Here is a 21,528-nt window from a genome sequence, read left to right on the forward strand (position 1 = left end):
GGGTGGACCATGACCGACGGACTTCCAGCGGGGATCGAGCCGAGCGTGCCGCCCAGTGGCGCGGGATGCGTTGAATGCGATGCGAGCGGCGGTTGGTGGGTGCACCTGCGTCGATGCGCGCAATGCGGTCACGTGGGGTGTTGCGACTCCTCACCGTCACAGCACGCGAGCAAGCATGCGGCCTCGACGAAGCATCCGTTCATGCAGAGCTACGAACCCGGTGAGGATTGGTTCTGGAGCTTCGAAACCAATGAGGCGTACGACGGACCTGAATTGGCGGCGCCCACTTCACATCCCGTAGATCAGCCGACGCCGGGACCTAAGGGTCGTGTCCCAGCCGATTGGCAGCAACACATCCACTGACTCAGTTCGGTTGGTCGATCGACCACAAAGTCGAGACGTTCGACGCCTCCTGATTCAATGCGTTGTCGATGCAGGCTTGAAACTGAGCCTGCATTGCCTCCACGACCGCGATATGACTAGCCAACACATCGACGAGCGCATCCGGGCCGCCAACCGCCTTTTCCTCGAACTTAACCTGCAGTGCCCGGGCGGATCCGAGAGTGCCGAAGCCTCCCACTTGCCCGAGATAGTTCGCATCGTCCGACAGTGACCTGAACAGCGAAATTAGATCATCACACGCCTTCGCCAGATCCTCTGCGACCCTCTTCTCCAGATACAAACCGGACATCACATACTCCAATTCACTACGAGTCGAATCTCTTCCGAGCGTTATTCGGGAAGCAGCGGTAACACGGTCAGACCGACCCGCTCAACCAGTTCACACGGAGTTTCGGGGCGCTGGTCACCGACTTTCGCACCCACTCGAATCATCGCCGTGGACTGAGCAGTCGCGAAGGCGATATTGCACGCGGTGTCCGCCTTGTCATTGTGTTCCTGGAACATCAGGACCTCTCGGCCGGCGAGTTGAATTCGATGTAGATCGCGCATCACCGGATTTGCTTCGACGTCCGCAAGCGAGTGTGTTGTGGAAGTCAGACGGAGGAAGAACCAAGATCCTTCCCACTTGCATATATTGAACCCATCGATATGGGTGTTGACTATGTCAACCTCTTTTGTTGCCGGGTCAACTCCGACTCTCTCCAATTCCTCATTGCTGAGAACCTCACACGGATCAAACATCCCAATCACATCGACAGGGAAAGCCTCGCCCTCGACCGTCGAGGAACAACCCCCAACCAACAGCGCGGTTGCGACCAAGACCACTGCACCCCTCACTCCCACAGCACTCCCCCTCGTTCGCGGCCCGCTCACAGTATTGGACGCTCCCCAGCACCGATCGGTTCCACGACATTGCATTCCGTTGCAACCCTTCACCCACGCCAATAATCGGCCTAGCGTCGATCTACCAGGGGATTCACAACGAAGTGAGGTGCGGATCAATGAAGGCAGCACGGTTCCACGGGCAGAAAGACATCCGGATCGAAGAGATCCCTGAGCCCGAATTGCGGCCAGGAACAGTCAAGCTGAAGGTCGCATGGTGCGGAATCTGCGGCACCGATCTCCACGAGTACCTCGAGGGACCGATCTTCATCTCCGCACCCGGCCACCCGCATCCACTCTCACACGAGAATGCGCCGGTCACGATGGGCCACGAGTTCTCCGGCACCGTCGAAGAGGTCGGCGAAGGTGTCACGGACGTCGAGGTCGGCGAAAATGTTGTCGTCGAGCCGTACTTCGTCTGCAACGAGTGCGCCCCGTGCAAGGCGGGCAACTACCACCTGTGTACGAAGATGGGGTTCATCGGCTTGGCTGGCGGCGGTGGTGGGCTCAGCGAGAAGGTCGTCGTAGACCGTCGCTGGATCCACAAGATCGGCAACATCCCGCTCGACGAGGCAGCTCTCATCGAACCGTTGAGCGTCGCCCACCACGCAGTCGTGCGCAGTGGTGCCGAAAGCGGCAACGTCGCAATTGTGGGCGGTGCCGGACCGATCGGGCTCCTCGTTGCGGCAGTCCTCAAGGGGCTGGGTGTTACGACGATCGTCACCGAACTCAGCGAAGCCCGCAAGGCCAAGGCCCTCTCCAGTGGAGTCGCCGACTACGTCATCGATCCCACCACCGAAGACGTCAAAGCACGCGTCCTCGAACTCAGCGGAGGTATCGGCGCAGACATCGGATTCGAGTGCGCAGGCGTCAACGCCGTCCTCGACACCATGCTCGACACGGTCAGGCCTGCTGGAGTTGTTGTCAACGTGTCGATTTGGGGCAAGCCCGCGACCATCGACATGCAGAAGCTGGTCCTCAAGGAAATCGATCTACGCGGAACCATCGCGTACGTACGTGACCATGAAGCGGTCATCAAGATGGTCCAGGACGGTGTCGTCGATCTGGCGCCTTTCATCACCGGTCGCATTCAGCTCGAAGAGTTGATCTCCGAAGGATTCACCACACTGATCGAGCACAACGACACGGCGGTCAAGATTCTCGTCAGGTCGTGACCGGACGGGGCACCTCGGGACCCACCGCAGTCAGCGATCCGGGGTCCCTCCCTTTGCCCCATCCGATTTTCTCTCGGTACCGGCCGATGTGATCGTCCTCGATCACATCGGCCGTTTCCAACGGTGTGGATTGCGGATGCACATACAGCGCATCCGTCGGGCAATATGCCTCACACATGAAGCAGGTCTGGCAATCCGATTGGCGCGCAATCACCGGGACACCCGACGGAGTTCGATCGAAAACATCTGTGGGACATACATCTACGCATTTGTCGCAGCCGATGCATGCCGGCGCGGACACCAGCTCGATCATGACGCCACCAGTGCAGAGCCGACAGATTCAGAAGTCCGGGTCCACACCGAATCCAAACCGCCGGTAAGAACGTGATGGTGCTGCGTCACATCGAGTTCGGGAAAATCGTCCCGCTTGCTCATTCCCCGAGTCTCGGTCCGCGCCAACGTCGAGTGATACATCCACCGACCGACAGCCGTGATCGCGGCTGCTTGCCTCGCTGCCATGCGCCCTGCAGGATCGGCACCGAGATCCGCACTCACTGCACCCCACAGCGATTCGAGCTCGCCGAGCGCTGTGGATACTCGATCACCGCTGCGGAGGTAGTTTTTGTCGAAGGGAATCAGCTGTGCCTGAGCAGCTTTCACCACATCGTCGGCAGTAAACCCGGTTCGTGCCGGATTACGCAATCCAACGGTTCCGGCTCCGCGAAGACCACTGGCAGACCCACGTCCGAGCGACAGCGCATAGCGCGCAGCACCGGTTCCCGCCCATGAACCAGAGGACATCGCCCACGCGGCGTTGTGACTTCCCCCGCCGGTAAAACCTCCGCAGATTCGCTCTCGGGTCGCAGCGTCCCCGGCGGCAAACAGTCCTGGAACGGATGACGCGCAATCGTCGTCGACGACGTTGATTCCCCCAGTGCCGCGCACCGTGCCTTCAGCGAGCATGCTGACCTCGAATTTGTCGGTGAACGGATCGATTCCGCGGCGATCGAATTGCAGGAAGAAGTTGGTTTGCCCCAGTCTCATTCGACGCTGCACCTCGGCGTCGGCCCGATCGATCTGCGCGAAGACGGGCTCGTTCCGCAACGTGCTGGCGATGACGGACCTCCCCTTCGCCGAACCGGCTCCTTCGAGCACTCTTCCGTCAGCGTGGAAGAACGTCGCGTACGCGTAGTACGCCGTCTTGGTGATCGTCGATCCGGCCGCTGCGATTCCGTACGCGTTCGAGAACTCCATGCCGGAGAACTCGGCCCCGACTTCCGCTGCCATCAATGCACCGTCGCCGGTATCGACGTTGGTACCCAACGCACCGGAGAGAAACGCACAACCTCCGCTGGCGACCACTACCGCGCCTGCCGAGACGCAATAGTCCTGGTGTTCGTGGCGTTGGTAGCCCGCAGCTCCGCGAACTCGTCCTTCGCCGTCCACCAACAGCTCCAACGCCGGCGAATGATCGAGGATCCGCACACCGGCTCGACGAATCCAGGTGCGCATCCGCCGCATGTACTCCGGCCCCTGCAAGCCGGTGCGTATCTGCTTGCCCGTGCTGGTGTCGACGGGGAAGGGATATCTGCCCTCCACCGCGAGGAGATCCATGTTCGAGTAGGTCTGCGCGAGCACGCGGTCCATCCAGTGGTGGTCGGCAAGATATCCGCCGAGCGCCTCGCGTCCGGCCTTTGCCCGCTCACGTGCAGTCGTATCCGGTTCGACGTACCAAACACCCGTTCCGGAGGGGGCCGTTGCGCCGCTCGTTCCGCAGTAGCCCTTGTCGACCAGGACGACGTCTGCACCGGCCTTGGCCGCGCGCAACGCTGCCCACGCGCCGGCGGGGCCACCACCGATCACCAATACATCGGTGGAGAGTTCGAGGACGTCCATCACTGGCCAGCTCCTGTCAGAGGTCTACGCAACACTGCTGTTGCCGCAATATTCCTCGAACGAACTACCCAGCGCCACAGTCAGAATCACTGTGAACTCAACCGGTCACCATCGCATCGACAGAGCGCTACGACGCTTCCCGCTCCTCATCGGTGCACAACGCGGAATACTTGGCGAAGGCTTCCTGCAAGGTCAGCGATTTACGTCGCTCGGCGATGTCGCGGGGCTTTCCCTGCGCAACACATCGACGCGCATGCTCGATCACAGCTTCACGAATGACGCTCGAAATGTCCGCGCCCGTGAGCTCTTGGAGGGTCTCTAGGGCCCTCAGTTCCTCTACGTCGAATCTCACCGTTACCGATCGTCTAGCCACGCTCAGGATGTTACTTGCGGGTACACCAAATTTGGTGAGTTAAAAATGCGTCGAGTCGAATATCTTTGGGCGCCAAAACCTTCGAATTCCGATCTACGTGGGTAAATCGTTTTCCACCCGTGGCACTCATGTAATGCAACGCACACGGCGCTATCCAGCGTGCCGACGGACACTGTCGCTGTCTATGCTTGCGAAACACTGCCTTCGATCGGAGATACACCGCGTGAGCATCGACCACATCGTTTCCGCAGTCGACGGCGACGCTGCCGAGCGAATCAAGACAGCTCTGGCCCAGAGAGCCGCAACCTCGACAGACACGACCACGCTGGTGTTCGACGGCGTGAGCATCGAGATTCCTCCGTCGGTCGGCGACGCCGTCGTCCAACTCCTGACCTACCTCGCTGCCGGGGACAGCGTCGCCCTCGGGCCCGTCGCAGAGCTCCTCACCACCTCGCAGGCAGCAGAGATCCTCGGCGTTTCGGACACGTATGTACGCAAACTCGCCGACGCCGGGAAACTCCCTATCGAACTACGCGGCACCCACCGCAGGTTCCGCCTCGATGACGTGATGACCTACCGCGAGCAGTTCCCCAAACGCACCTAGCTCTTCGCGTACATTCCTTCGATCTCCTTCGAGAACCGATCGACGACGACATTGCGCTTGATCTTGAGCGTCGCTGTCATCTCACCGTCTTCCTCGGTCAGATCACGATCGAGAATGACGAACTTCTTGATCGACTCTGCATGCGAGACAGCAGCATTGGCGTCGTCGACGGCCTTCTGCAGCTCCGCTCGAAGGTCCTTGTCGTCACGTAGTTCGGCGACGGTAGCACCAGAAGGCTTGCCGTTCTCCGCCTTCCACTTCTCGAACACCTCGGGGTCGACGGTCAGCAACGCCGTGATGTAGGTCTTCCCGTCGCCGACGACGACTGCCTGCGAGACGATGGAATGCGAACGGATACGGTCTTCCATCGGGCCGGGCGAGACGTTCTTGCCACCCGCCGTCACCAGAAGATCCTTCTTACGTCCGGTGATGGAAAGGTAACCGTCGCTGTCAAGTTCACCGAGATCACCGGTTCGCATCCAGCCGTTGACGAATGTCTCTTCGGTGGCCTTGTCGTTCTTCCAGTAGCCCTTGAAGACAACCCCGCCGTTGAGTTCGATCTCGCCATCCTCGGCGATGCGTACCCCGTTGCCGCCCATCGGCTGTCCGACGGTTCCGATCTTCTGAGCACCCGGGACGTTGACGCAGTGCGCTGCTGTGGTTTCGGTGAGGCCATAGCCCTCGTAGATCGGAACTCCGAGCCCACGGAAGAAGTGCCCCAGTTCAGGAGTGAGGGCGCCGCCGCCGGAGATCGCGAACCAGCACTCGCCGCCGAGAGCCTCACGAAGCTTCGAATACACGAGTTTGTCTGCCACTGCGTGCTTCGCCTTCAAGATCAGCGAGGGACCGCCCTTGTCGAGAGCTTGGCTGTACTCCTTGGCGGTAGCTTCTGCGAAAGCGAAGATCGCGCCGGGGACCTTCCCACCGGACTCCACCTTGCGTGCTGCGCCGTCACGAACTTTTTCGAAGACACGCGGAACACCGAGGATGGTGTTGGGCTTGTACCGCTCGAATTGAGTTGTAATGGTGGCAAAGTCGGACCAGTGCGCCTGCGACGCACCAGCTTCGAACGTCGCGAGGGACACCGCGCGAGCCAGCACGTGAGCGAGCGGCAGGAAGGTCAGGACTCGGTTTCCCGGAACCGCCACCTTGCCGATCGATGCCGTCAGAATCCCGCGCACCTCGGACAGGAAGTTGCGATGCGTGAGGATGCATCCTTTGGGACGACCTGTCGTGCCGGAGGTGTAGACGAGTGACGCAAGATCGTCGGCCTTGATGCCCGCGAGCCGCTTCTTCAGCTCGGTGTCGTCAACGTCGGCACCCTGTGCGGTCAGCTTCTCCACAGCGCCGTCGTCGATCTGCATGACGGCTTTGAGGGTGCTTGGCGCGTCCTGAAACAGCTGCTCGTGCGCGCCGGTTTCGACGATCGCGATGACGGCCTCGGAGTCTTCGAGGATCCAGCTGACCTGGCCCTGAGACGACGAATCGTAGATCGGGACGGTAGCCGCGCCGGCAGCCCAGATGGCGAAGTCGAAGAGCGTCCACTCGTATCGGGTCGCGGAGAGGAGTGCGACGCGGTCGCCTGCCTGCACGCCAGCGGCGATGAGACCGTTTGCGACGCCGGTGACCTGCTCGGCGAACTCTTTTGCCGTTACATCTACCCAACCCTCGCCCTTGGGGCGGGAGAACACCGTCAAATCTGGTGTGCGCTCGGCGTGCGTGAAGACGGTGTGCACCACGGACTCGTTGTCGGAGATGGTGAACTGGGCTTTGGCGCTGTACTCACTCACAGGGTGTCATCTCCGTTGGTCTGCGATTCGATGCTGATTCTGAAGCGGTGGAGTGCGCGGGCGAAGTCTGCGACCTCGGACTCGGTCCAATCGTGCAGCCTGCCGGCGACTTGGTCGAGCCGACGCGCGTCGGCGGCGTCGAGGTATTTGCGGCCAGCCTCCGTGAGGTGCAATGGATTGCCCTGACGAACGGATCCCGGATCGGCATACACCCAGCCTGCCTCGATGCAGCCGCGAACTTGGCGCGAGATGGTCGAGCGGTTGACGCCGAAGACGTCTGAGATCTCCGTGGCTTTGCAGCCGTCGTTGCGGCCGATGAAGGAGAGGAAGGAATGCTGCGCGATCGACGGGTGATCTTCGGAATGCCGATCCCCCGTCATCAGCTGCCGCGTCAGGTGCACCAGCTCGTCATGAACAGCTGGTGGACCGGTGAGCGCCATTGCTCCGTCGTGTTGCACTGGGCAACTATAACGCCGACCCCTGTGTCCGACGCAATATGACCGCCGCCACCGACAAGAAGTCCGTCGGTGGCGGCGTGAAAAGTTAGACCAGATCCTCACCGTTGCGGCGAGCAGTTGCCCAATCCTTGAAGAATCCCTTGCTGATGACTCCCAGCACGACCAAGACCAACGCCGGCCAGATCAGAACGTAAATGGTCAGTAGAGCTGTACTCATTCGTATTCCTTCCACTTGTCTCGACGGTTACTTTCCGGACGCTCCCACGGCAGGAAGCTCGTCATCGTCGAAGTCTCCGGTCCGCTGCTTGATGAGTTCGAAATCGAACGTCTCACGCTGATTGACGGACATCGCAAAGCACACGACGGTACTGACGGCATAGGCCACCAAAGATCCGCTGAGCGTTGGGTAGTCGTGCAGGAAGCCGATCGCGAACGGCGCGGACAGCACGATCGCCAGGCCACCGACGATCTGCGCAACCTTCAGACCGAAGAATCCAAATACCATGAGTCCCAGCACCACTCCGATACCGATAACGGCAACGATGTCGGAGAAGAGCCCGAACATCCCATCCATCGGCACCCAACTGAATCGGACGGGCAAGAAGGCAGCAAGAGCCACCAGCACCGACACAGTGAAGGCCTTGTTGGTGACCTTGCCCCAATAGAAACTCGCGATAACCGGGAACACCAGCGCGCCCCACAGCGCGCCGACGAACACCAACAGATCCAGAATGCTCAATTGCAGACTTGCCAAGGAGATGGCCGCCGCCGTGGCAACAATCATCGTTACTCGGCCGATGAGCAGCATCCGTCGAGGGTTGGCGTTAGCCTTGCCTGCGACGGCTTGGCCGTAAACGTCGGTCATCACGATGGACGAGAGCGCAGCAAGGTCCGAGTCTGCCGTCGATGACAGCGCGCCGATGATCATGACAAAGAAGACAGCCAGCAAAATTCCGGGCAGGTAGGACGCGGCCATCTGCGGAATCAGGTTGTTGACGTCACCATCCATCGGCTCGATTCCGAGGTATAGAGCGAGAACACCCAGCATTCCGACACCAATGACCGTTGCGCCGTATCCGACGGTTGCGGTGATGAAGGTGGGCTTGATCAGGTCTTCGCGGACCGCGAACAGACGTTGGGCAATGGTCTGGTTGCCGATTGCGTAGGCAAGAACTGCCGCGATGTACGGCGCGCCCTGCTCGAAGAAGGCAACGCTCGAGAAGAAGTTGCCCTGCTCAGCAGTAAGGTTGCCTGCCCCGGATTCGAAGGCTGCCGGGAACCCTGCCGCAAAGAAGATGAACGGCACCAAAACCGCTACCGCACCGAGCATTCCGATCAGCTGAACGAAGTCGGTCAACACCGAAGCGCGGAAGCCCGACCACAACGTGTACAGCAAAACGCCCAGCGCAACGATGAACACACCCTGGATGAAGTTGAACGGCGAAAGCAACGCGATCAGCAGACCACCAGCGAGGAAGTTCGACATCAAACTGATGAGACTGCCGACGATATTGGAGCCCGCGAGCATCAGCTGACTCGAGCGTCCGTGCCGCGCGTACATGACCTCAGCCAGTGTGTGGGCTTTCGGCGCTACTTTGCGAATTCGCTGGCCAAACGGATAAATGAAGAGAATCATCAACGCGCCCCATAAACCGTAGTGAATGGGGCCGGAGATTCCGTAGGTGTAGCCAGAAGTGGCGGATGCGTACATCGACGACGCCCAAATCCAGGTGGCCGTCATACTCGCGGCCGAAACACCAAATCCTAATTTGTTTCCGGCGGTCATAAAACCGTCGGCATTTTCCTGTTTCTTACCAATACGAAGAGAAATCAGAAATGTTCCACCATAAAAAGCAACAAGCAGTGAAACAATTACCAAGGTACTGAACTGGACCATGTCGGACCCCGTCACATGCCACATCCTCCGCACATAATCGGCAGAGCAAAGCACAAAACCCCTGTTCAGGATCTTTGCGCTTCGTTTCTGCACGCCCTAGGAGCGACCGCCATACCAACACCGGTCACATATTCAATTGACTAGCAACACGCACTTCGTCTTTTCGGAAACCCAACCTCCACAAAATAAATCTTCTGCGCAAGCTTTTGGCTCTACCACGCAATTCAACAACTGAGAATCGACCATAGCATGATGGCAATTTCGAACAAAAACTCCGATATTTTCCCACCCGAAAATATTCATGTTTCCGCCGCAGTAAAATCGTGCGCTTCCAGCGCATATAACAACTCCGCATCGATTGAAATCGATGCTCGATTCGATCGCATACCTACATCGACAGGACCATCCTGGCAAACCGTCGGCCCCACTCGGGATCGGCGGAAACATGCTGGTCCAGCGGATTGGAGACAATCGCCCCGATCATTCGCAGGTACACGAGAGTGTCTCGCACCATCCACGTCCAATCGTCGTCCCCGAGTCGTGTTCCGTCTGTTGTCGACCAACCCAATGCCGTGAGGCCTTCGATCATCACTTCACTACGTTCGGACTCCGACAAGCCGGCAGCCAACGTAAGGAACAGAATTCGGCCGGCTTCCTGCGCCAACTCACCCTTTCCCAACGGCATGGCCGTCACGATGTGACGCCACAGCTCGCCTTCATATGCAAGCACTGACGCGCCGAGTCGAGTCAGAAGCAATGTCCCTCGGAGTTTCCGGACAAATCTCAGTGTCTTTGCGACTTCAACGAGTACTGCTAATTGCGAGTCACTCCCTGCCGTGACACCGATCCAGTCGCTGCCCCAATCGAGTTCGTCTCGGGCGGCCGCAACATGGTCCGAAGGAAGTGCCCCGGACGCCGTCAAAACAATCCCACCACCTCGCGCGGAGTTCAGCAGCCACAGCAGTTGGCGGGTTGCTCCCTCACGCATCACCTCGAAATAGTTGTCATATCCGCCACGAAGCTCCGATTTGGCAACTGCGGCAAACAATTTCGGCGCGGAATGAACCGACAGGCGGCGCAAGAACTTCTCGAACACCGAGCTTTTCACAGGTGGTGACTTATGCAGTGCCACTGCAATGGTGACTGCTGCATTGGACTCTGCGGGAACAAAACGTTCGGGATCGAACAGTCTGGTACTCGCCTGCACGTTCAGGAACTCGCGATACCCGATCGGACCGCCAGAATCCTCCGGCGGGCACGCTCTCTCGCCGTCGAGACAGGATGGCTCAGAAATCGGCTGGTCTTCGACAATCTGCTCGAGAACCAACGTGTGACTCCACCTTGCGCGGGCGTTGTACTCATAACGGACGTACTCCCCGACCGCGGTTACTGCCTCGTCGATCCGGACTTCGTCCTCACCAAACTCGTCTTCCTGGTATCCGTCGCGCTCGATCACCTCTGGCGCGATATATCGATCTGGGCCATTGTCCGTTGAATGATGGACACTCACCCACTGGTGAGCGTGTTGATCTCCCCACCCCATCACCGCCTGCACAATCGAATGAAGTTGGTCCAGTTCGATATTCGACGGAACCAAAAACCGTCTCCAAATAGGCGGCGTGATGCAATCGAGTTCGATCCGCATGACAAAGTTCGCCACCTCCGGCCGTCGACGCTGATTCCGCATCTGCCTCGGCGTAAGGACCTTCATCTGGCTTTGCGCCGCTTGATATGCAGCTACCAAACGCAGATGTGAAGCTCGCCGAACTCTCTGACCCGTCATGCATGGAGGCTAGATCTACCTACCGACAGCCGAGATACTCACTGCCACAAGGCTGTCCGATTTGTCGAGACACGCATGACGTCGCTGGTCGGCTGTTAAGTCCTGATCAGCGCGGACCTGCCCAGGCATCTTTAATCATCCACTGCGCGGACAATAGTGTGCGCCGATTACCGTAGACCTGACAGCTACCGCACGAAAACAGTGCCCAGCGCCTGCTCGGACTGGCACAGAACATGAGGATCCATGAGCGACCAAGACACGACCGCCGACCAGCCCCTCCACATCAACGGCGCAATTGCCTTGGTGACGGACGAGCGCGACGAGTTGGTTCGCCTGTGCGTCCAGACCCTCGCCGAACTGCTGGGCAGTGAGCCTGCCACCGATGACGACGGCGACATTGTCGTGCCGGTTCACGGGTTTGTCGTCTACGTGACAGTTGCCGATGACGGACCCCAGATCAACGTCTGGTCCTCGGTTCTGACCGGCCTCGGCAATCCCTCGCATGCTGCGACTCGACTGATCGAACTCGCGCAGGAATGGCCGCGCCTCCGTTTCGCCTTCAGCGGTGACCACCTGCTGGTCTCCACGATGCTCGACGCAGATCCCTTCGCTCCGCAGCATCTGCTGAACCTGATCGACGAGGTTCACGACTTCACTCACGAACTCGACGACGATTTCGCTGAATCCTTCGGCGGGGCCCTCGACTGCGACGCGGATGACGACAGCTACGCCGGCGAATGCAATCCCGGCGGTTGCGACGGAGACTGTGACTGCGCATGCGGCGATAAAGCAGACGGCGAGCTCAGCATCAGGGCGGTCACCTCGACGCCCAGCAAGTAAGCAATAACCCACGGCTAGTATTGCGTGCGTGCATCTCTGCGATTGCAGAGACGCACGCACGCTGACGTTTGTCATCGCTTCTCGGGACGACTGAAAGCGACCGAATGAAATTCGACTGCGCGGCAGGAACGACGACTGAAAGATCGTCACTGCCGGTTTCGCTACTGTGCAGCGCAATGACCTTCGGCCTGGCAACGAACTCATCGATCAGACCACGACCGGCTGACCTGCTATTCCTTTGTGCGGCTTGGCAGATCGCTCATATCAGTCGCCGATTTAGACGCCGAACGCGCCTGAATCTCGAAAATCTCTCGCCTACAGCTACTTTCGTCGGCGTAATTCAACGACGCAACGCCCCCTAGATGTCGCTGTACCAACCAGATGACTGAGATTGCTGGCGAGGCCGCCCCAAGATCAGCCTGAGTACGGCTCGCAGGCAGGTCCGGTGATGTAGCCCTGCTCGCAGCCGTGTTGCGTTTGGATATCACCGCTGGTCGGCTCCTTGCCACACTTAACACCACAGCGTTCGTATCCGTTTACGACACCATCACCGTTCCGGTCTTCGTCAGGATCATATGGGTAACCGCCTCCGGGATTCGTGTTCGCCTCCGCACGCATCTCCGCACAGGCCGGATCGGTCGTGGAGTACGAGCCATCGGTGTAGACCGCAGTTCCCGGGTAATCGCAGTACCGTAGAACCCTTTCCGAAGCTTGTGTAGTTGCCGGAGGCACATAGGTGTCGCAGGATGCCTCGTAGCCAGTGGTGCCATCGGAGTACAACGCGGTACCCGACTGGTACAGGGAGAGATCGCCGCATACGAAGGTGATCGGCGCGACCTCGGGTGTACTGCTTGGGGGAGGTACTACGGACTCAGTTGCCGGGACGGCTGTTGCCGATGAGCTTGATGGGGTTGTCGACGGCAAGTCTGTGCCTGGGCCGCCGCAAGCAGAAAGACCGAACGACGAGAGCAATGCGCCAACAGCGAGGATAAGCGCTCTCTTCATGTCAGTCTCCTGTGTGTTCCCGCACGCTGTTGTGTCGAACGAGCAATTCCGGCGGTCATCGCCGTGAGCATTCTTCGCATCGTGCCGCCTTCACGCGGTAGCGATTCGACTCACATTGATAATCGACAGACGAGAAAACTCGTTACGGAGTTGCGAGTTCTCTCGCCTGTGATCGACAACATCGCGCCAGCACCGAGCCCCCGAACGACCGCCCGAACGAGAAGTTGAGCGCAGCCAGCTTTCCCGCTTCGGATTCGGCGTTCACCAGTTTTCGGTAGCACTCCTTTGTGTTTGCAGTACTCGCGACAGTGGTCGGCGTATCGACTAGTTCCGACGCTGATTGACCGATCGAGAGCCTTGACGGGAGGAAGCGAGTGCGCGTTACTGCGTATCCGTACTGACCAATGGCCCTGTGCGCTTCATTGATCTTTGCGCAGACCGACATTGGCTCCGCGACCTGTCCGCCGGTAATCGAAGCAAAAGTGTGGTCAATTCCGTATCACTAGTAAGTGAGGCAAGTACCCTCGCGACTGAAATGACGTTCACCAGCCACTGAAACGCATCACGTCAGCGCTGTGAAGTCGACGAGTTCCTTTTCAATGTCAGCTAAGGGCTTCTCTCCAGTTGCTGCTTCGATGGCTCGCGGCGCCAATCCTCGATCGAGCATGAATGCCATCAGTTTCGTGATTGTCGACTTGGCTGCCTGCAGCTGAGCCAACTGCCCCGACTTCGGATCGCTGAACGCCGTCAGGCGGTTGATTCGGGCGGAGAGTTTCGTCTCCACATCCGCCAACTGGTACCAGAGCGCTTCATCATGAGGAAGGCCGAGCATCTTGCGTGCATGCTCGGTCGATACCCGCAGGATCAACGTGGTCGAATCCGTGATCGGCTGGTCGGGGGCACTGCCGCCTACCGCCGCGCCCGCGGCCACCGCCGCGCCCGCTCCGGCCAAACCACCAAGCATTCCGAGACCACCGATCATCCCTCCCGGCCCGAATGCTGCAAGCCCGCCGACGATAGCGGCGCCACCTGCCGCGGCAGCCGGCGCTGCGAGCATAAGCCCGACCGGTCCGGCCGCGACCAAGGCGAGACCGACTGCGGCTGTAATTACCCTGCCCCAGGGGACGCCACCGCGACTGTCCAAGCATTTCTGGACGTCTTCGAGGGCGGTGCTCACTGTCTTTCCGAGCTGACGAACGAACCCCAATTCGACGGCGATGTCGGCGAGTGCGTCGCGGGGGGCGTTGCCGATTTCGAGTTCATACGGATCGATGATGTTCGTCAGCGCGAGCACCACCAACTCGCCGACCACTTCGTGTATCTCCCATCGATGCGGAATCATCGGCAATTGACCATTGCTCAGTTGCTGTAGTTCGACTGCGACGGGCTGTCCACTCACTGACGCGGCCTGCTCTATGTGAGCGACGATGTTGTCCTGGACGATGTCGAGTGCATGTCGGTAGCGTTCGGCCAGCGCTTTGTCTTTGAGGTTGCGGTGGACCGCCTGCGCGTAGTGCAGCATCAACAACACCGAGGCCTCGTTGTCATTGAGACGAACCGCGATATCCGATGTGCGGATTGCGATTTCCTTCGAGGGGTACAGAAGATCTGCAACCAGCATGGCGAGGGCGCGATGTCCGAGATACGCCCCAGAGGCATGGGATGCGCCGTTGTCGATGACGAAATCCTGGGCACCTGGGAAGGTGGTCGCCAGCCCCCTGCCGCCGGTGACGACGTCGCCGACATCGAGGAAGTTCGACCAGTCGTCGACCCGGCCGTACGGAAACTTCTTGAGTAGTCGCTCGCTGCTGTCGTGAACGGCTTGCACGTTCGCCGGGCTACCGATGGTGATGAACCTGCGGACATGGACATTTTCAGGAAGATGGTCGAGAAGATCGATCGCGATGATGCTGCCCAGGCTGTGGCCGATCAGAATGATCTCGCCAGAGGTGGGCAGATGGTCAAGGATGTGCCGCAGGATCGCTCCCCGGACCGGTTCCTCCCGAACGTACTTGCGTACTTGCTGCAGATCCAGGAATGATAGCGATCCGATCGCGGCCTGCTGCAGTGGAGCGAGAACTTGCCCGGGCACACGATGGAAACCGAAGGTGCGGGCCCCGCCCTCGAGACCCAGAATCCGCTGGACTCTCGCCTGACGCCGCTCAAAGCCGCGGCGACTGGCCGAGTCGTCGCGCGGTTTGTACGTCACGGGGGGCAGCTTGGCACCAATACCGTTTGTTGTGAGGAACGAACTGTAGCGAGGTGCGATGACCATATCCCGATTGACCGCGCCGAAACCGGCCTGTTCGAGACCGCGGTCGAGACCGTCGAGCCAACTCGATTTCGGATCGCCGTCACCGATTCCGTGCAGAAAAACAATCTTCACAACCATATCCCTCTCGAAGGTCGAACCCTGGTATCACCTAAACCACTACTGTTATTCGCTACAAAGATTCGAAAAAGATGAGCACCGCCGAAAATCTCGAACGGGTTCTCTGCGCTAACTTCGCAATACCGTACAGAGGAGGATCGACACCTCCGCGACCAGATCGCCCAATTTCGTCCACGACCACAGCTTTAGGTCAGCCAACTATCGAGATCGCTTTGCTCGAATGGGGTCGTAGAGATTATTTGCGGGTATGTCGCAGTATCTGTCATGCGGCTACGTCCACGATCAAGTAATCGGGGATCGCGAACCATCCGCAAGCATGCTGGATCTCGGGCAAACCTCGAGATCTGCGACGGCGAATTCTATTCCGGCTGTTTGCATCCGGCTCGCGGTGCCGCTGGCGTTAACCGGGAAATCGACTCTCTGCAACGTCGTCACCGCTCCGGAACTGCTCTTAGCCTGCTCACCGAGTCCCAACGCACCGGCACCTGCCTGGTTGTCGCTTTGCGAGCCGAGGTTTCGGCGTAGTTGCAGGCTCCGTAGCTGTCATCATTGTCGTAATTTCAGTCGATGCGTCGTCAGTCTATGAGCCACGCTGTCAACGCCAGTGCCTCGACGCTGAGCATCGCAGCCGGCTATTTTCGTAGCGCGGTATATCGGCGAGCTCCGAGTCGTTTCGGCTGGCACACATTCGCCGCAATGCGGCTGGATCTCACTTCACATTTCAGAGAACGAAATCGAGGTCAGTCGCCCACCTCGACACCGTAACCGGGACAGCAATAGCGCCAAGTCCGTGGTTATGCCCCTGACCTGCCGCCCGACGGCGCCAAACATCTGCGCGGCGGGTAGATCTCGGAAAGAACCATGGTTCGTTCGACAGTCCCGAGGCCGAGTACAGAAATGGCAAGTTTTCCGTCGGGACCCAAATGCCGACTGAGACTGCTCCTAAGTCGACGAAGGAATTGTCGCCGTCGACTGCTGCTGCTGCTGCGGGGACAGTAAGTTGGCGACCCACAGGTAGAGCATCGAAATCTGCGCGGGCACTCGGCCCACTATCACTCGCACTGCCGACGGAGAGCTTGACTGCGCCGTCCTCATCCACGGTGTTGCTGTAGAAGACAGAATCCTGATCCGAAGCGGCTTTACTGCCTCCGCCCGGGAGGAAGACGACCATATGCCGCGCAAACTGAAGCACAAATGGCACAACCGAAATCTGGCCGCTCAATCGACGGCGGTGAAACCCTTCGCCCGGTCTTTGTCGGCCGAGGTCCACAGCGTCGTCGACAGTTCGGCCTTCACCAGCGGGATAACCTCTTCCGCAAATCGGCGCAAAGTGTCCTTCTGCTGCTCGAAGTCGAGCACGTGATTGACCGACACCGATTGGAAATCGTGGCCGTAGCTCTCGTGATAATCGAGGATCTTCTCGGCGACCCGCTCCGACGACCCGACCAACGCCGGCCCACGGTCGACGGCTTCCTCGATGGTCCGGAAGCTCGTCGACTTTCCGACAGCTTTGGGATCGTGCTTGCGTTTGTCGGCCTGCGCAACGGCGCCTTCGTAGATCGGACGGAACTCTTCGATGGCCCGCTCGGTGGTATCGGCGAGGAACAATCCGCCCGAACCCGATCCGACGTACGCCTTGGACGGGTCGTGCCCGTATGCCAGGTACTGCTCGCGGTAGTGGTCGATCAGCACTTTGTAGTTCTCACGAGGCTGGAAGGCGTTGGCGGTGACGATGGGGTCGCCCCACTTGGCCGCGAGTTCGACGGCCTCGAACGAGGTAGCCGATCCATGCCAGATACGGAACGGGCCGTCGTAGGGACGCGGTAGCGTCGTCGCGTCCTCGAGCGATGGCCGGTGAGTCCCCACCCACTTGACGTTTTCCTCGCTGATCAGCAGTTTGAGGAGTTCATAGTTCTCGGTGAGGTATTCGTACTGCTTGGCGATGTCCAACCCGAGGAGCGGGTACTGAAGAACCTCGTTGCCCTTGCCGATCACGATCTCGAGGCGTCCCCGGCTCAGCTGATCGATGGTTCCGAAATCTTCGGCGACTCGAATCGGGTCGAGTAGCGACAGGACCGTGACACCTGTCGACAGCAGGATTCTGTCCGTGGCCTGCGCAATCGCCCCCAACACGACGGTTGGCGCCGACGAAAGAACCGGCCCGGCGTGGCGCTCCCCCACCGAGAACGAATCGATACCTAGTTCTTCGGCGAGAACCGCCAGTTCGACGACGCGGTTGAGCCGATCGGACGGGGCAACTTCCTCGCCGGTCACTGGATGGGGTGGGTTGAAAATGATGTCCAGAACCTGAAAACGCATGACCCGTCTTTCTCGATAACCGCACAGCGCGCCTGTCCCTCGGAGGCTAGTGCGCGACTCGTCGACGGATCCGCCATCCGAGGACGCCCCTGACACGACGAGATCACGAAAAACCCTATTCAACAACTACTTTCGAATCAATGGCACTATTCGGTCGATAAAACTCTCCCCGATCCGAAGTCGCCCGAAAACATGCCGAACTCCCGCCAGGCAGGACCTGTGTCACCAACCAAACGAGCGCACGGTAAACATGAAGTACTAAGAGTGCGTTCCCTTATCGTTAAGAGGTACTTGACATGAACGGTGCGGCAGCCATCGGTGATGGCATATTTCAGATTCCTGTCCCGATCACGGACAACCCGCTCGGGCACACGCTCGTCTACGCCATGGAATCCCCCGGCGGACTGATCTTGGTCGACGCTGGCTGGGGTGACGACAATGGCTGGCAGGGCCTCAACGCGGGGCTCGCCGAGATCGGGCATTCGGTGACCGATATCGAGGGCGTCGTGGTCACGCACTTCCATCCGGACCACACCGGACTGTGCGGACGGGTCCGCGAGGCATCCGGCGCTTGGATCGCCATGCACGAGGACGACCACTACCTGTTCGATCAGATGGCCACTGCGCGTAACGAGGAGTGGATGGCGTACCAGCTCGACAACATGGAACGTGCCGGAGCGCCCGCAGCTGACCGTGATGCCTTCCGACTGGCTGCCGCGGGTGAGTCTCCCGTGGGCCCCGAGTCCGCTCCCGACCGCCTTCTCGTCGACGACGAGATCATCGCACTCACCGACCGCGGCCTCCGCGTTGTCTACACCCCCGGCCACACGCCTGGTCACGTCTGCTTCTACCTCGACGACGCCGACATCATGTTCACCGGCGACCACGTCCTGCAGAAGACAACACCGCACGTCGGCAACTTCGTGTACCCCCTCGACGAACGCGACGCCCTCGCCGATTTCCTCGACTCGCTCGCACGAGTGCAGAACATGAACATCACCCGCGGTCTCGGCGCTCACGGCATTCCGATCGACGACGTCGGAGGTCGCGCCGGTGAGCTGATCGAGCATCACCAGGAGCGACTCGATCATCTGCTCCAGGAGTTCGCCGACGACAAGCTCACCGTATGGGACGTCGCGGCAAAGATGAAGTGGTACAAGCCGTGGGCCGAGATCTCCCCGATGGGAAAGACGATGGCGCTCTCCGAGGGCGCAGCTCACCTTCGCCATCTGGTTGCCCGAGAGCAGGTCTCTCAGGTCCCCGGCTCCGAGCCCGCGCTCTTCGCCCGCTCGATCTGAAAGATCAGGGCCGACAAGCACTCCGCTCGTCGGCCCTGCTCTTTATTCCGCTTCGGCCTGATCGACTATTCGCGTCGACGCCGATCGCGGCACCACTACCACCGGAACCGGTGAGTACCGCACGATCTTCGCTGCGCGACTGCCGAGGAACACCCGCGCCAGTGGACCTGCCTTGCTCGAGCCGACCGTCAGAACGTCACCTCGGTCCCACTCGACGCCCTCGAGCGCCTCGGCCCAGTTACGACCATGGCTGATAACCGATTCCATGACGTCAGGAATCTCGGGCAGTGCACGCACACGCTCGAAGGCAGCGTTGGTCTCGCGCTCGACCACCTCGGCCCACTCGGAGATGACCGGTGAATCCCCCTCGGTCCCGAGCGTTGTCGTGTACTGCGCGTTCGCACGAACTGCAAACGCCGCCAATCTGAGTCCGGCATCGACACGCGCAGCCACGGTCGCGGCGGCGAGCACCAGATCGTCTTGATCGGGTGTGCCCGAGTAGGCGGCGGTAACGCGGCGAACCACCTCACCGGGTTTGGTTCGAAATCCCCTCGGCGCCAGCGCGACCGGAACGTCGGAGCTGTGCAGCAAGCGTGAGGTGACACTGCCGAGAGCCACATGACCGAACACCCCGGCGGTCGACGAATCCAGGACGATCATCTTGGCTTCGTGCTCGTGAACGAGATCGAGCAGGCCAGTCGACGTCGACTGAGCCTCATGCACGACATAGGTCACGTCGACATCGGAGGGCATGTCTGCCCGCGCTTTCGCCAGCGCCGCTTCGGCTTCGGCTCGCAATTGTTGGTGGTATTCGGCGTCGACACGCGCCATCCCGGGCGGTGGCGGCGAGGGAATCACCGCGCAGATCACCAGCGGTTCACCGGACGAGCGCGCCAACAGCGTTGCAAGATGGACGGTTCCGGAACTGTCACCGTCGGGTGCGTATCCCGCGAGCAGCGTCATGACTCGGACTCCGATCCCAATTCAGCGCGGTTCTTCGCACCGAGGCGCGAGTGCTTCATACCGTAGGCGAAATACCAGATGATCGCGACGGTCACCCAGACGAGGAACACATAGATCGTGACGGTTCGGAGATCCTTGATGATCCACAGGCAACCAAGGATCGAGAGGATCGGCGTCACTGGATAGCCGGGAACTTTGAAGCTGCGCGGCAGGTCCGGGTCACTGCGCCGCAGGATGATGACCCCGACCGACACCACGAGGAAGGCCACCAGGGTTCCGATGCTGGTCATTTCGGCGAGGAAGTTGATCGGAATGAAACCGGCCAGAATGCTGATGACGACACAGACGATGATGGTGTTGGGCACCGGCGTCAGAGTCCGCGGGTTCACCTTGTGGAAGATCGACGGAATCATGCCGTCGCGCGACATCGCGAACAGGATGCGGGTCTGACCGTAGATGACCACGAGCGTGACGCTGCAGATCGAGATCACCGCACCGGCGGCCAGAAGCGTTCCCGGCCAGGTAGATCCGGTCACCTGTTCCAGGATCGCGGACAGTCCGGCTTCCTGACCTTCGAACGATGCGGAATCCTGTGCACCGATCGCGACGGCGACAACGGCGATGTAGATCGCGGTGACGGACACGAGTGCAATGAGGATCGCGAGAGGGAGATTGCGACGGGGGTTCTTCACTTCTTCGCCGGCGGTGGACACGGCGTCGAGGCCGATGTACGAGAAGAAGATGATTCCGGCGGCGGACATGACGCCGCTGAATCCGAACGGTGCGAAGTCGGCGAAGTGATTGCTGTTCCATCCGGCGATGCCGACCACGATGAAGAGCAACAGAATTGCGAGTTTGATCGAGACCATGATGGCGTTGGCCTTGGCCGATTCACTGGCGCCGCGGATGAGCAGAACACCGCATAGGCACACCAGGATCACTGCGGGCAGATTGATGATGCCGCCCTGCTCCGGCGCTTGTGACAACGCGTCGGGAATCTGGAACCCGAAGAGGTTGCCCAGTAACTGGTTCAAATACTGCGACCATCCGACGGACACCGCCGCGGCCGAGACTCCGTACTCGAGAAGCAGACACGCGCCGACGGCCATGGCTGGAAGCTCTCCGAGCGTCGCGTAAGCGTAGGAATACGACGAGCCCGACGCCGGGACAGCTCCGGCCAACTCCGCGTAACAAATCGCCGTGAGTCCCGCGACGACACCGGCAACAACGAAGGAGATGATGACTGCCGGACCCGCAACCGGGACTGCCTGCGAGAGGACGAAGAAGATACCGGTGCCGATCGTGGCGCCGATGCCGAACATGGACAACTGCGCCAAACCGATACTGCGGGTCAGCTCGCCGCCGTTGGTATCTGCGCCGGTCTCCTGGTCTATCTGCAAAGCCGGCTTGCGCCGAAGTACGTGTTTGACGAGAGTAGCCATCGACGCTCC

The 21,528-nt window shown here is 60.0% G+C and carries 20 protein-coding genes; 5 read left to right on the forward strand and 15 right to left on the reverse strand.

Annotated elements, in window-relative coordinates; all coding sequences use genetic code 11:
- Window positions 1–9: 9 nt before the first annotated feature.
- Window positions 10–363: a UBP-type zinc finger domain-containing protein gene (locus ACFWAD_RS27035; RefSeq protein ID WP_378549411.1), complete on the forward strand. Its 354-nt coding sequence runs from the start codon at window positions 10–12 to the stop codon at window positions 361–363.
- Window position 364: 1 nt separating this feature from the next.
- Here the strand turns inward: ACFWAD_RS27035 and ACFWAD_RS27040 are convergent, their stop codons facing one another.
- Together ACFWAD_RS27040 and ACFWAD_RS27045 are read right to left on the reverse strand one after the other, a co-directional pair.
- Window positions 365–691, reverse strand: a complete 327-nt coding sequence (locus tag ACFWAD_RS27040) for a hypothetical protein (protein WP_378549483.1) — start codon at window positions 689–691, stop codon at window positions 365–367.
- Between the two features lie 41 nt (window positions 692–732).
- The gene (locus ACFWAD_RS27045; protein ID WP_378549414.1) at window positions 733–1,227 is read right to left on the reverse strand and encodes a DUF3558 family protein; all 495 of its coding nucleotides are present in this window, start codon (window positions 1,225–1,227) and stop codon (window positions 733–735) included.
- 176 nt (window positions 1,228–1,403) lie between these two features.
- Here ACFWAD_RS27045 and ACFWAD_RS27050 point away from each other — a divergent pair, with 176 nt between their 5' ends.
- The gene (locus ACFWAD_RS27050) at window positions 1,404–2,459 is read left to right on the forward strand and encodes a 2,3-butanediol dehydrogenase (RefSeq protein ID WP_003941279.1); all 1,056 of its coding nucleotides are present in this window, start codon (window positions 1,404–1,406) and stop codon (window positions 2,457–2,459) included.
- On the opposite strand, the gene ACFWAD_RS27055 is transcribed toward ACFWAD_RS27050, so the two are convergent.
- The 3 genes from ACFWAD_RS27055 to ACFWAD_RS27065 form a co-directional block, all read right to left on the reverse strand.
- A complete protein-coding gene (locus ACFWAD_RS27055) occupies window positions 2,449–2,772 on the reverse strand; it encodes a 4Fe-4S dicluster domain-containing protein (protein ID WP_378549417.1) in 324 nt (107 codons plus the stop codon). The genes ACFWAD_RS27050 and ACFWAD_RS27055 overlap by 11 nt on opposite strands.
- A complete protein-coding gene (locus ACFWAD_RS27060) occupies window positions 2,769–4,358 on the reverse strand; it encodes an FAD-dependent oxidoreductase (protein ID WP_378549420.1) in 1,590 nt (529 codons plus the stop codon). Before ACFWAD_RS27060 ends, ACFWAD_RS27055 begins: the two co-directional genes overlap by 4 nt.
- Window positions 4,359–4,482: 124 nt before the next feature.
- Entirely contained in the window at window positions 4,483–4,728 is a 246-nt protein-coding gene (locus tag ACFWAD_RS27065) for a hypothetical protein (protein WP_020908376.1), read from the reverse strand.
- Window positions 4,729–4,951: 223 nt separating this feature from the next.
- Here ACFWAD_RS27065 and ACFWAD_RS27070 point away from each other — a divergent pair, with 223 nt between their 5' ends.
- Window positions 4,952–5,332: a helix-turn-helix domain-containing protein gene (locus ACFWAD_RS27070; RefSeq protein WP_378549423.1), complete on the forward strand. Its 381-nt coding sequence runs from the start codon at window positions 4,952–4,954 to the stop codon at window positions 5,330–5,332.
- Here ACFWAD_RS27070 and ACFWAD_RS27075 read toward each other — a convergent pair.
- The 5 genes from ACFWAD_RS27075 to ACFWAD_RS27095 form a co-directional block, all read right to left on the reverse strand.
- Window positions 5,329–7,122 carry an AMP-dependent synthetase/ligase gene (locus tag ACFWAD_RS27075; protein ID WP_378549426.1) on the reverse strand — a complete coding sequence of 598 codons (1,794 nt, stop codon included), beginning with the start codon at window positions 7,120–7,122 and terminating at the stop codon, window positions 5,329–5,331. The two genes, ACFWAD_RS27070 and ACFWAD_RS27075, sit on opposite strands and share 4 nt — an antisense overlap.
- A complete protein-coding gene (locus ACFWAD_RS27080; RefSeq protein WP_378549429.1) occupies window positions 7,119–7,580 on the reverse strand; it encodes a MarR family winged helix-turn-helix transcriptional regulator in 462 nt (153 codons plus the stop codon). The genes ACFWAD_RS27075 and ACFWAD_RS27080 overlap by 4 nt, the downstream gene beginning before the upstream one ends.
- An 85-nt stretch (window positions 7,581–7,665) precedes the next feature.
- Window positions 7,666–7,797, reverse strand: a complete 132-nt coding sequence (locus ACFWAD_RS27085) for a putative transporter small subunit (RefSeq protein ID WP_003941363.1) — start codon at window positions 7,795–7,797, stop codon at window positions 7,666–7,668.
- A gap of 27 nt (window positions 7,798–7,824) precedes the next feature.
- Entirely contained in the window at window positions 7,825–9,477 is a 1,653-nt protein-coding gene (locus ACFWAD_RS27090; protein ID WP_172827044.1) for a sodium:solute symporter family protein, read from the reverse strand.
- 388 nt (window positions 9,478–9,865) lie between these two features.
- The gene (locus ACFWAD_RS27095; protein WP_378549486.1) at window positions 9,866–11,164 is read right to left on the reverse strand and encodes a plasmid pRiA4b ORF-3 family protein; all 1,299 of its coding nucleotides are present in this window, start codon (window positions 11,162–11,164) and stop codon (window positions 9,866–9,868) included.
- A 339-nt stretch (window positions 11,165–11,503) separates the two neighbouring features.
- On the opposite strand from ACFWAD_RS27095, the gene ACFWAD_RS27100 reads away from it, so the two are divergent.
- Window positions 11,504–12,100: a hypothetical protein gene (locus ACFWAD_RS27100; protein WP_378549432.1), complete on the forward strand. Its 597-nt coding sequence runs from the start codon at window positions 11,504–11,506 to the stop codon at window positions 12,098–12,100.
- Between the two features lie 414 nt (window positions 12,101–12,514).
- Here the strand turns inward: ACFWAD_RS27100 and ACFWAD_RS27105 are convergent, their stop codons facing one another.
- The 3 genes from ACFWAD_RS27105 to ACFWAD_RS27115 form a co-directional block, all read right to left on the reverse strand.
- Window positions 12,515–13,105 (reverse strand): hypothetical protein, encoded by a 591-nt coding sequence (locus ACFWAD_RS27105; RefSeq protein ID WP_225989302.1) that lies wholly within the window; start codon window positions 13,103–13,105, stop codon window positions 12,515–12,517.
- A gap of 562 nt (window positions 13,106–13,667) precedes the next feature.
- The gene (locus tag ACFWAD_RS27110; protein ID WP_378549435.1) at window positions 13,668–15,491 is read right to left on the reverse strand and encodes a hypothetical protein; all 1,824 of its coding nucleotides are present in this window, start codon (window positions 15,489–15,491) and stop codon (window positions 13,668–13,670) included.
- A gap of 1,224 nt (window positions 15,492–16,715) precedes the next feature.
- Window positions 16,716–17,816 (reverse strand): LLM class flavin-dependent oxidoreductase, encoded by a 1,101-nt coding sequence (locus ACFWAD_RS27115; protein ID WP_378549438.1) that lies wholly within the window; start codon window positions 17,814–17,816, stop codon window positions 16,716–16,718.
- A gap of 296 nt (window positions 17,817–18,112) precedes the next feature.
- Between ACFWAD_RS27115 and ACFWAD_RS27120 the strand changes: the two genes are divergently transcribed.
- Window positions 18,113–19,114 (forward strand): MBL fold metallo-hydrolase, encoded by a 1,002-nt coding sequence (locus ACFWAD_RS27120; protein ID WP_378549440.1) that lies wholly within the window; start codon window positions 18,113–18,115, stop codon window positions 19,112–19,114.
- A 42-nt stretch (window positions 19,115–19,156) separates the two neighbouring features.
- On the opposite strand, the gene ACFWAD_RS27125 is transcribed toward ACFWAD_RS27120, so the two are convergent.
- Together ACFWAD_RS27125 and ACFWAD_RS27130 are read right to left on the reverse strand one after the other, a co-directional pair.
- Window positions 19,157–20,077, reverse strand: coding sequence for a universal stress protein (locus tag ACFWAD_RS27125; protein WP_378549443.1), 921 nt, complete (start codon window positions 20,075–20,077; stop codon window positions 19,157–19,159).
- Complete coding sequence (locus ACFWAD_RS27130; RefSeq protein ID WP_007729264.1) at window positions 20,074–21,519, reverse strand: amino acid permease; 1,446 nt, start codon at window positions 21,517–21,519, stop codon at window positions 20,074–20,076. The genes ACFWAD_RS27125 and ACFWAD_RS27130 overlap by 4 nt, the downstream gene beginning before the upstream one ends.
- Window positions 21,520–21,528: the final 9 nt, after the last annotated feature.

This window comes from Rhodococcus sp. NPDC059969 (genome assembly GCF_042738325.1).
GTDB lineage: Bacteria > Actinomycetota > Actinomycetes > Mycobacteriales > Mycobacteriaceae > Rhodococcus_F.

What these genes read in the sequence shown, in the direction of transcription:
- ACFWAD_RS27035 (WP_378549411.1), top strand. Translation starts at nt 10, where the DNA reads ATGACCGACGGACTTCCAGCGGGGATCGAGCCGAGCGTGCCGCCCAGT.
- ACFWAD_RS27040 (WP_378549483.1), bottom strand. Translation starts at nt 691, where the DNA reads ATGTCCGGTTTGTATCTGGAGAAGAGGGTCGCAGAGGATCTGGCGAAG.
- ACFWAD_RS27050 (WP_003941279.1), top strand. Translation starts at nt 1,404, where the DNA reads ATGAAGGCAGCACGGTTCCACGGGCAGAAAGACATCCGGATCGAAGAG.
- ACFWAD_RS27055 (WP_378549417.1), bottom strand. Translation starts at nt 2,772, where the DNA reads ATGATCGAGCTGGTGTCCGCGCCGGCATGCATCGGCTGCGACAAATGC.
- ACFWAD_RS27085 (WP_003941363.1), bottom strand. Translation starts at nt 7,797, where the DNA reads ATGAGTACAGCTCTACTGACCATTTACGTTCTGATCTGGCCGGCGTTG.
- ACFWAD_RS27090 (WP_172827044.1), bottom strand. Translation starts at nt 9,477, where the DNA reads ATGGTCCAGTTCAGTACCTTGGTAATTGTTTCACTGCTTGTTGCTTTT.
- ACFWAD_RS27095 (WP_378549486.1), bottom strand. Translation starts at nt 11,164, where the DNA reads ATGCGGAATCAGCGTCGACGGCCGGAGGTGGCGAACTTTGTCATGCGG.
- ACFWAD_RS27100 (WP_378549432.1), top strand. Translation starts at nt 11,504, where the DNA reads ATGAGCGACCAAGACACGACCGCCGACCAGCCCCTCCACATCAACGGC.
- ACFWAD_RS27105 (WP_225989302.1), bottom strand. Translation starts at nt 13,105, where the DNA reads ATGAAGAGAGCGCTTATCCTCGCTGTTGGCGCATTGCTCTCGTCGTTC.
- ACFWAD_RS27115 (WP_378549438.1), bottom strand. Translation starts at nt 17,816, where the DNA reads ATGCGTTTTCAGGTTCTGGACATCATTTTCAACCCACCCCATCCAGTG.
- ACFWAD_RS27120 (WP_378549440.1), top strand. Translation starts at nt 18,113, where the DNA reads ATGAACGGTGCGGCAGCCATCGGTGATGGCATATTTCAGATTCCTGTC.
- ACFWAD_RS27125 (WP_378549443.1), bottom strand. Translation starts at nt 20,077, where the DNA reads ATGACGCTGCTCGCGGGATACGCACCCGACGGTGACAGTTCCGGAACC.
- ACFWAD_RS27130 (WP_007729264.1), bottom strand. Translation starts at nt 21,519, where the DNA reads ATGGCTACTCTCGTCAAACACGTACTTCGGCGCAAGCCGGCTTTGCAG.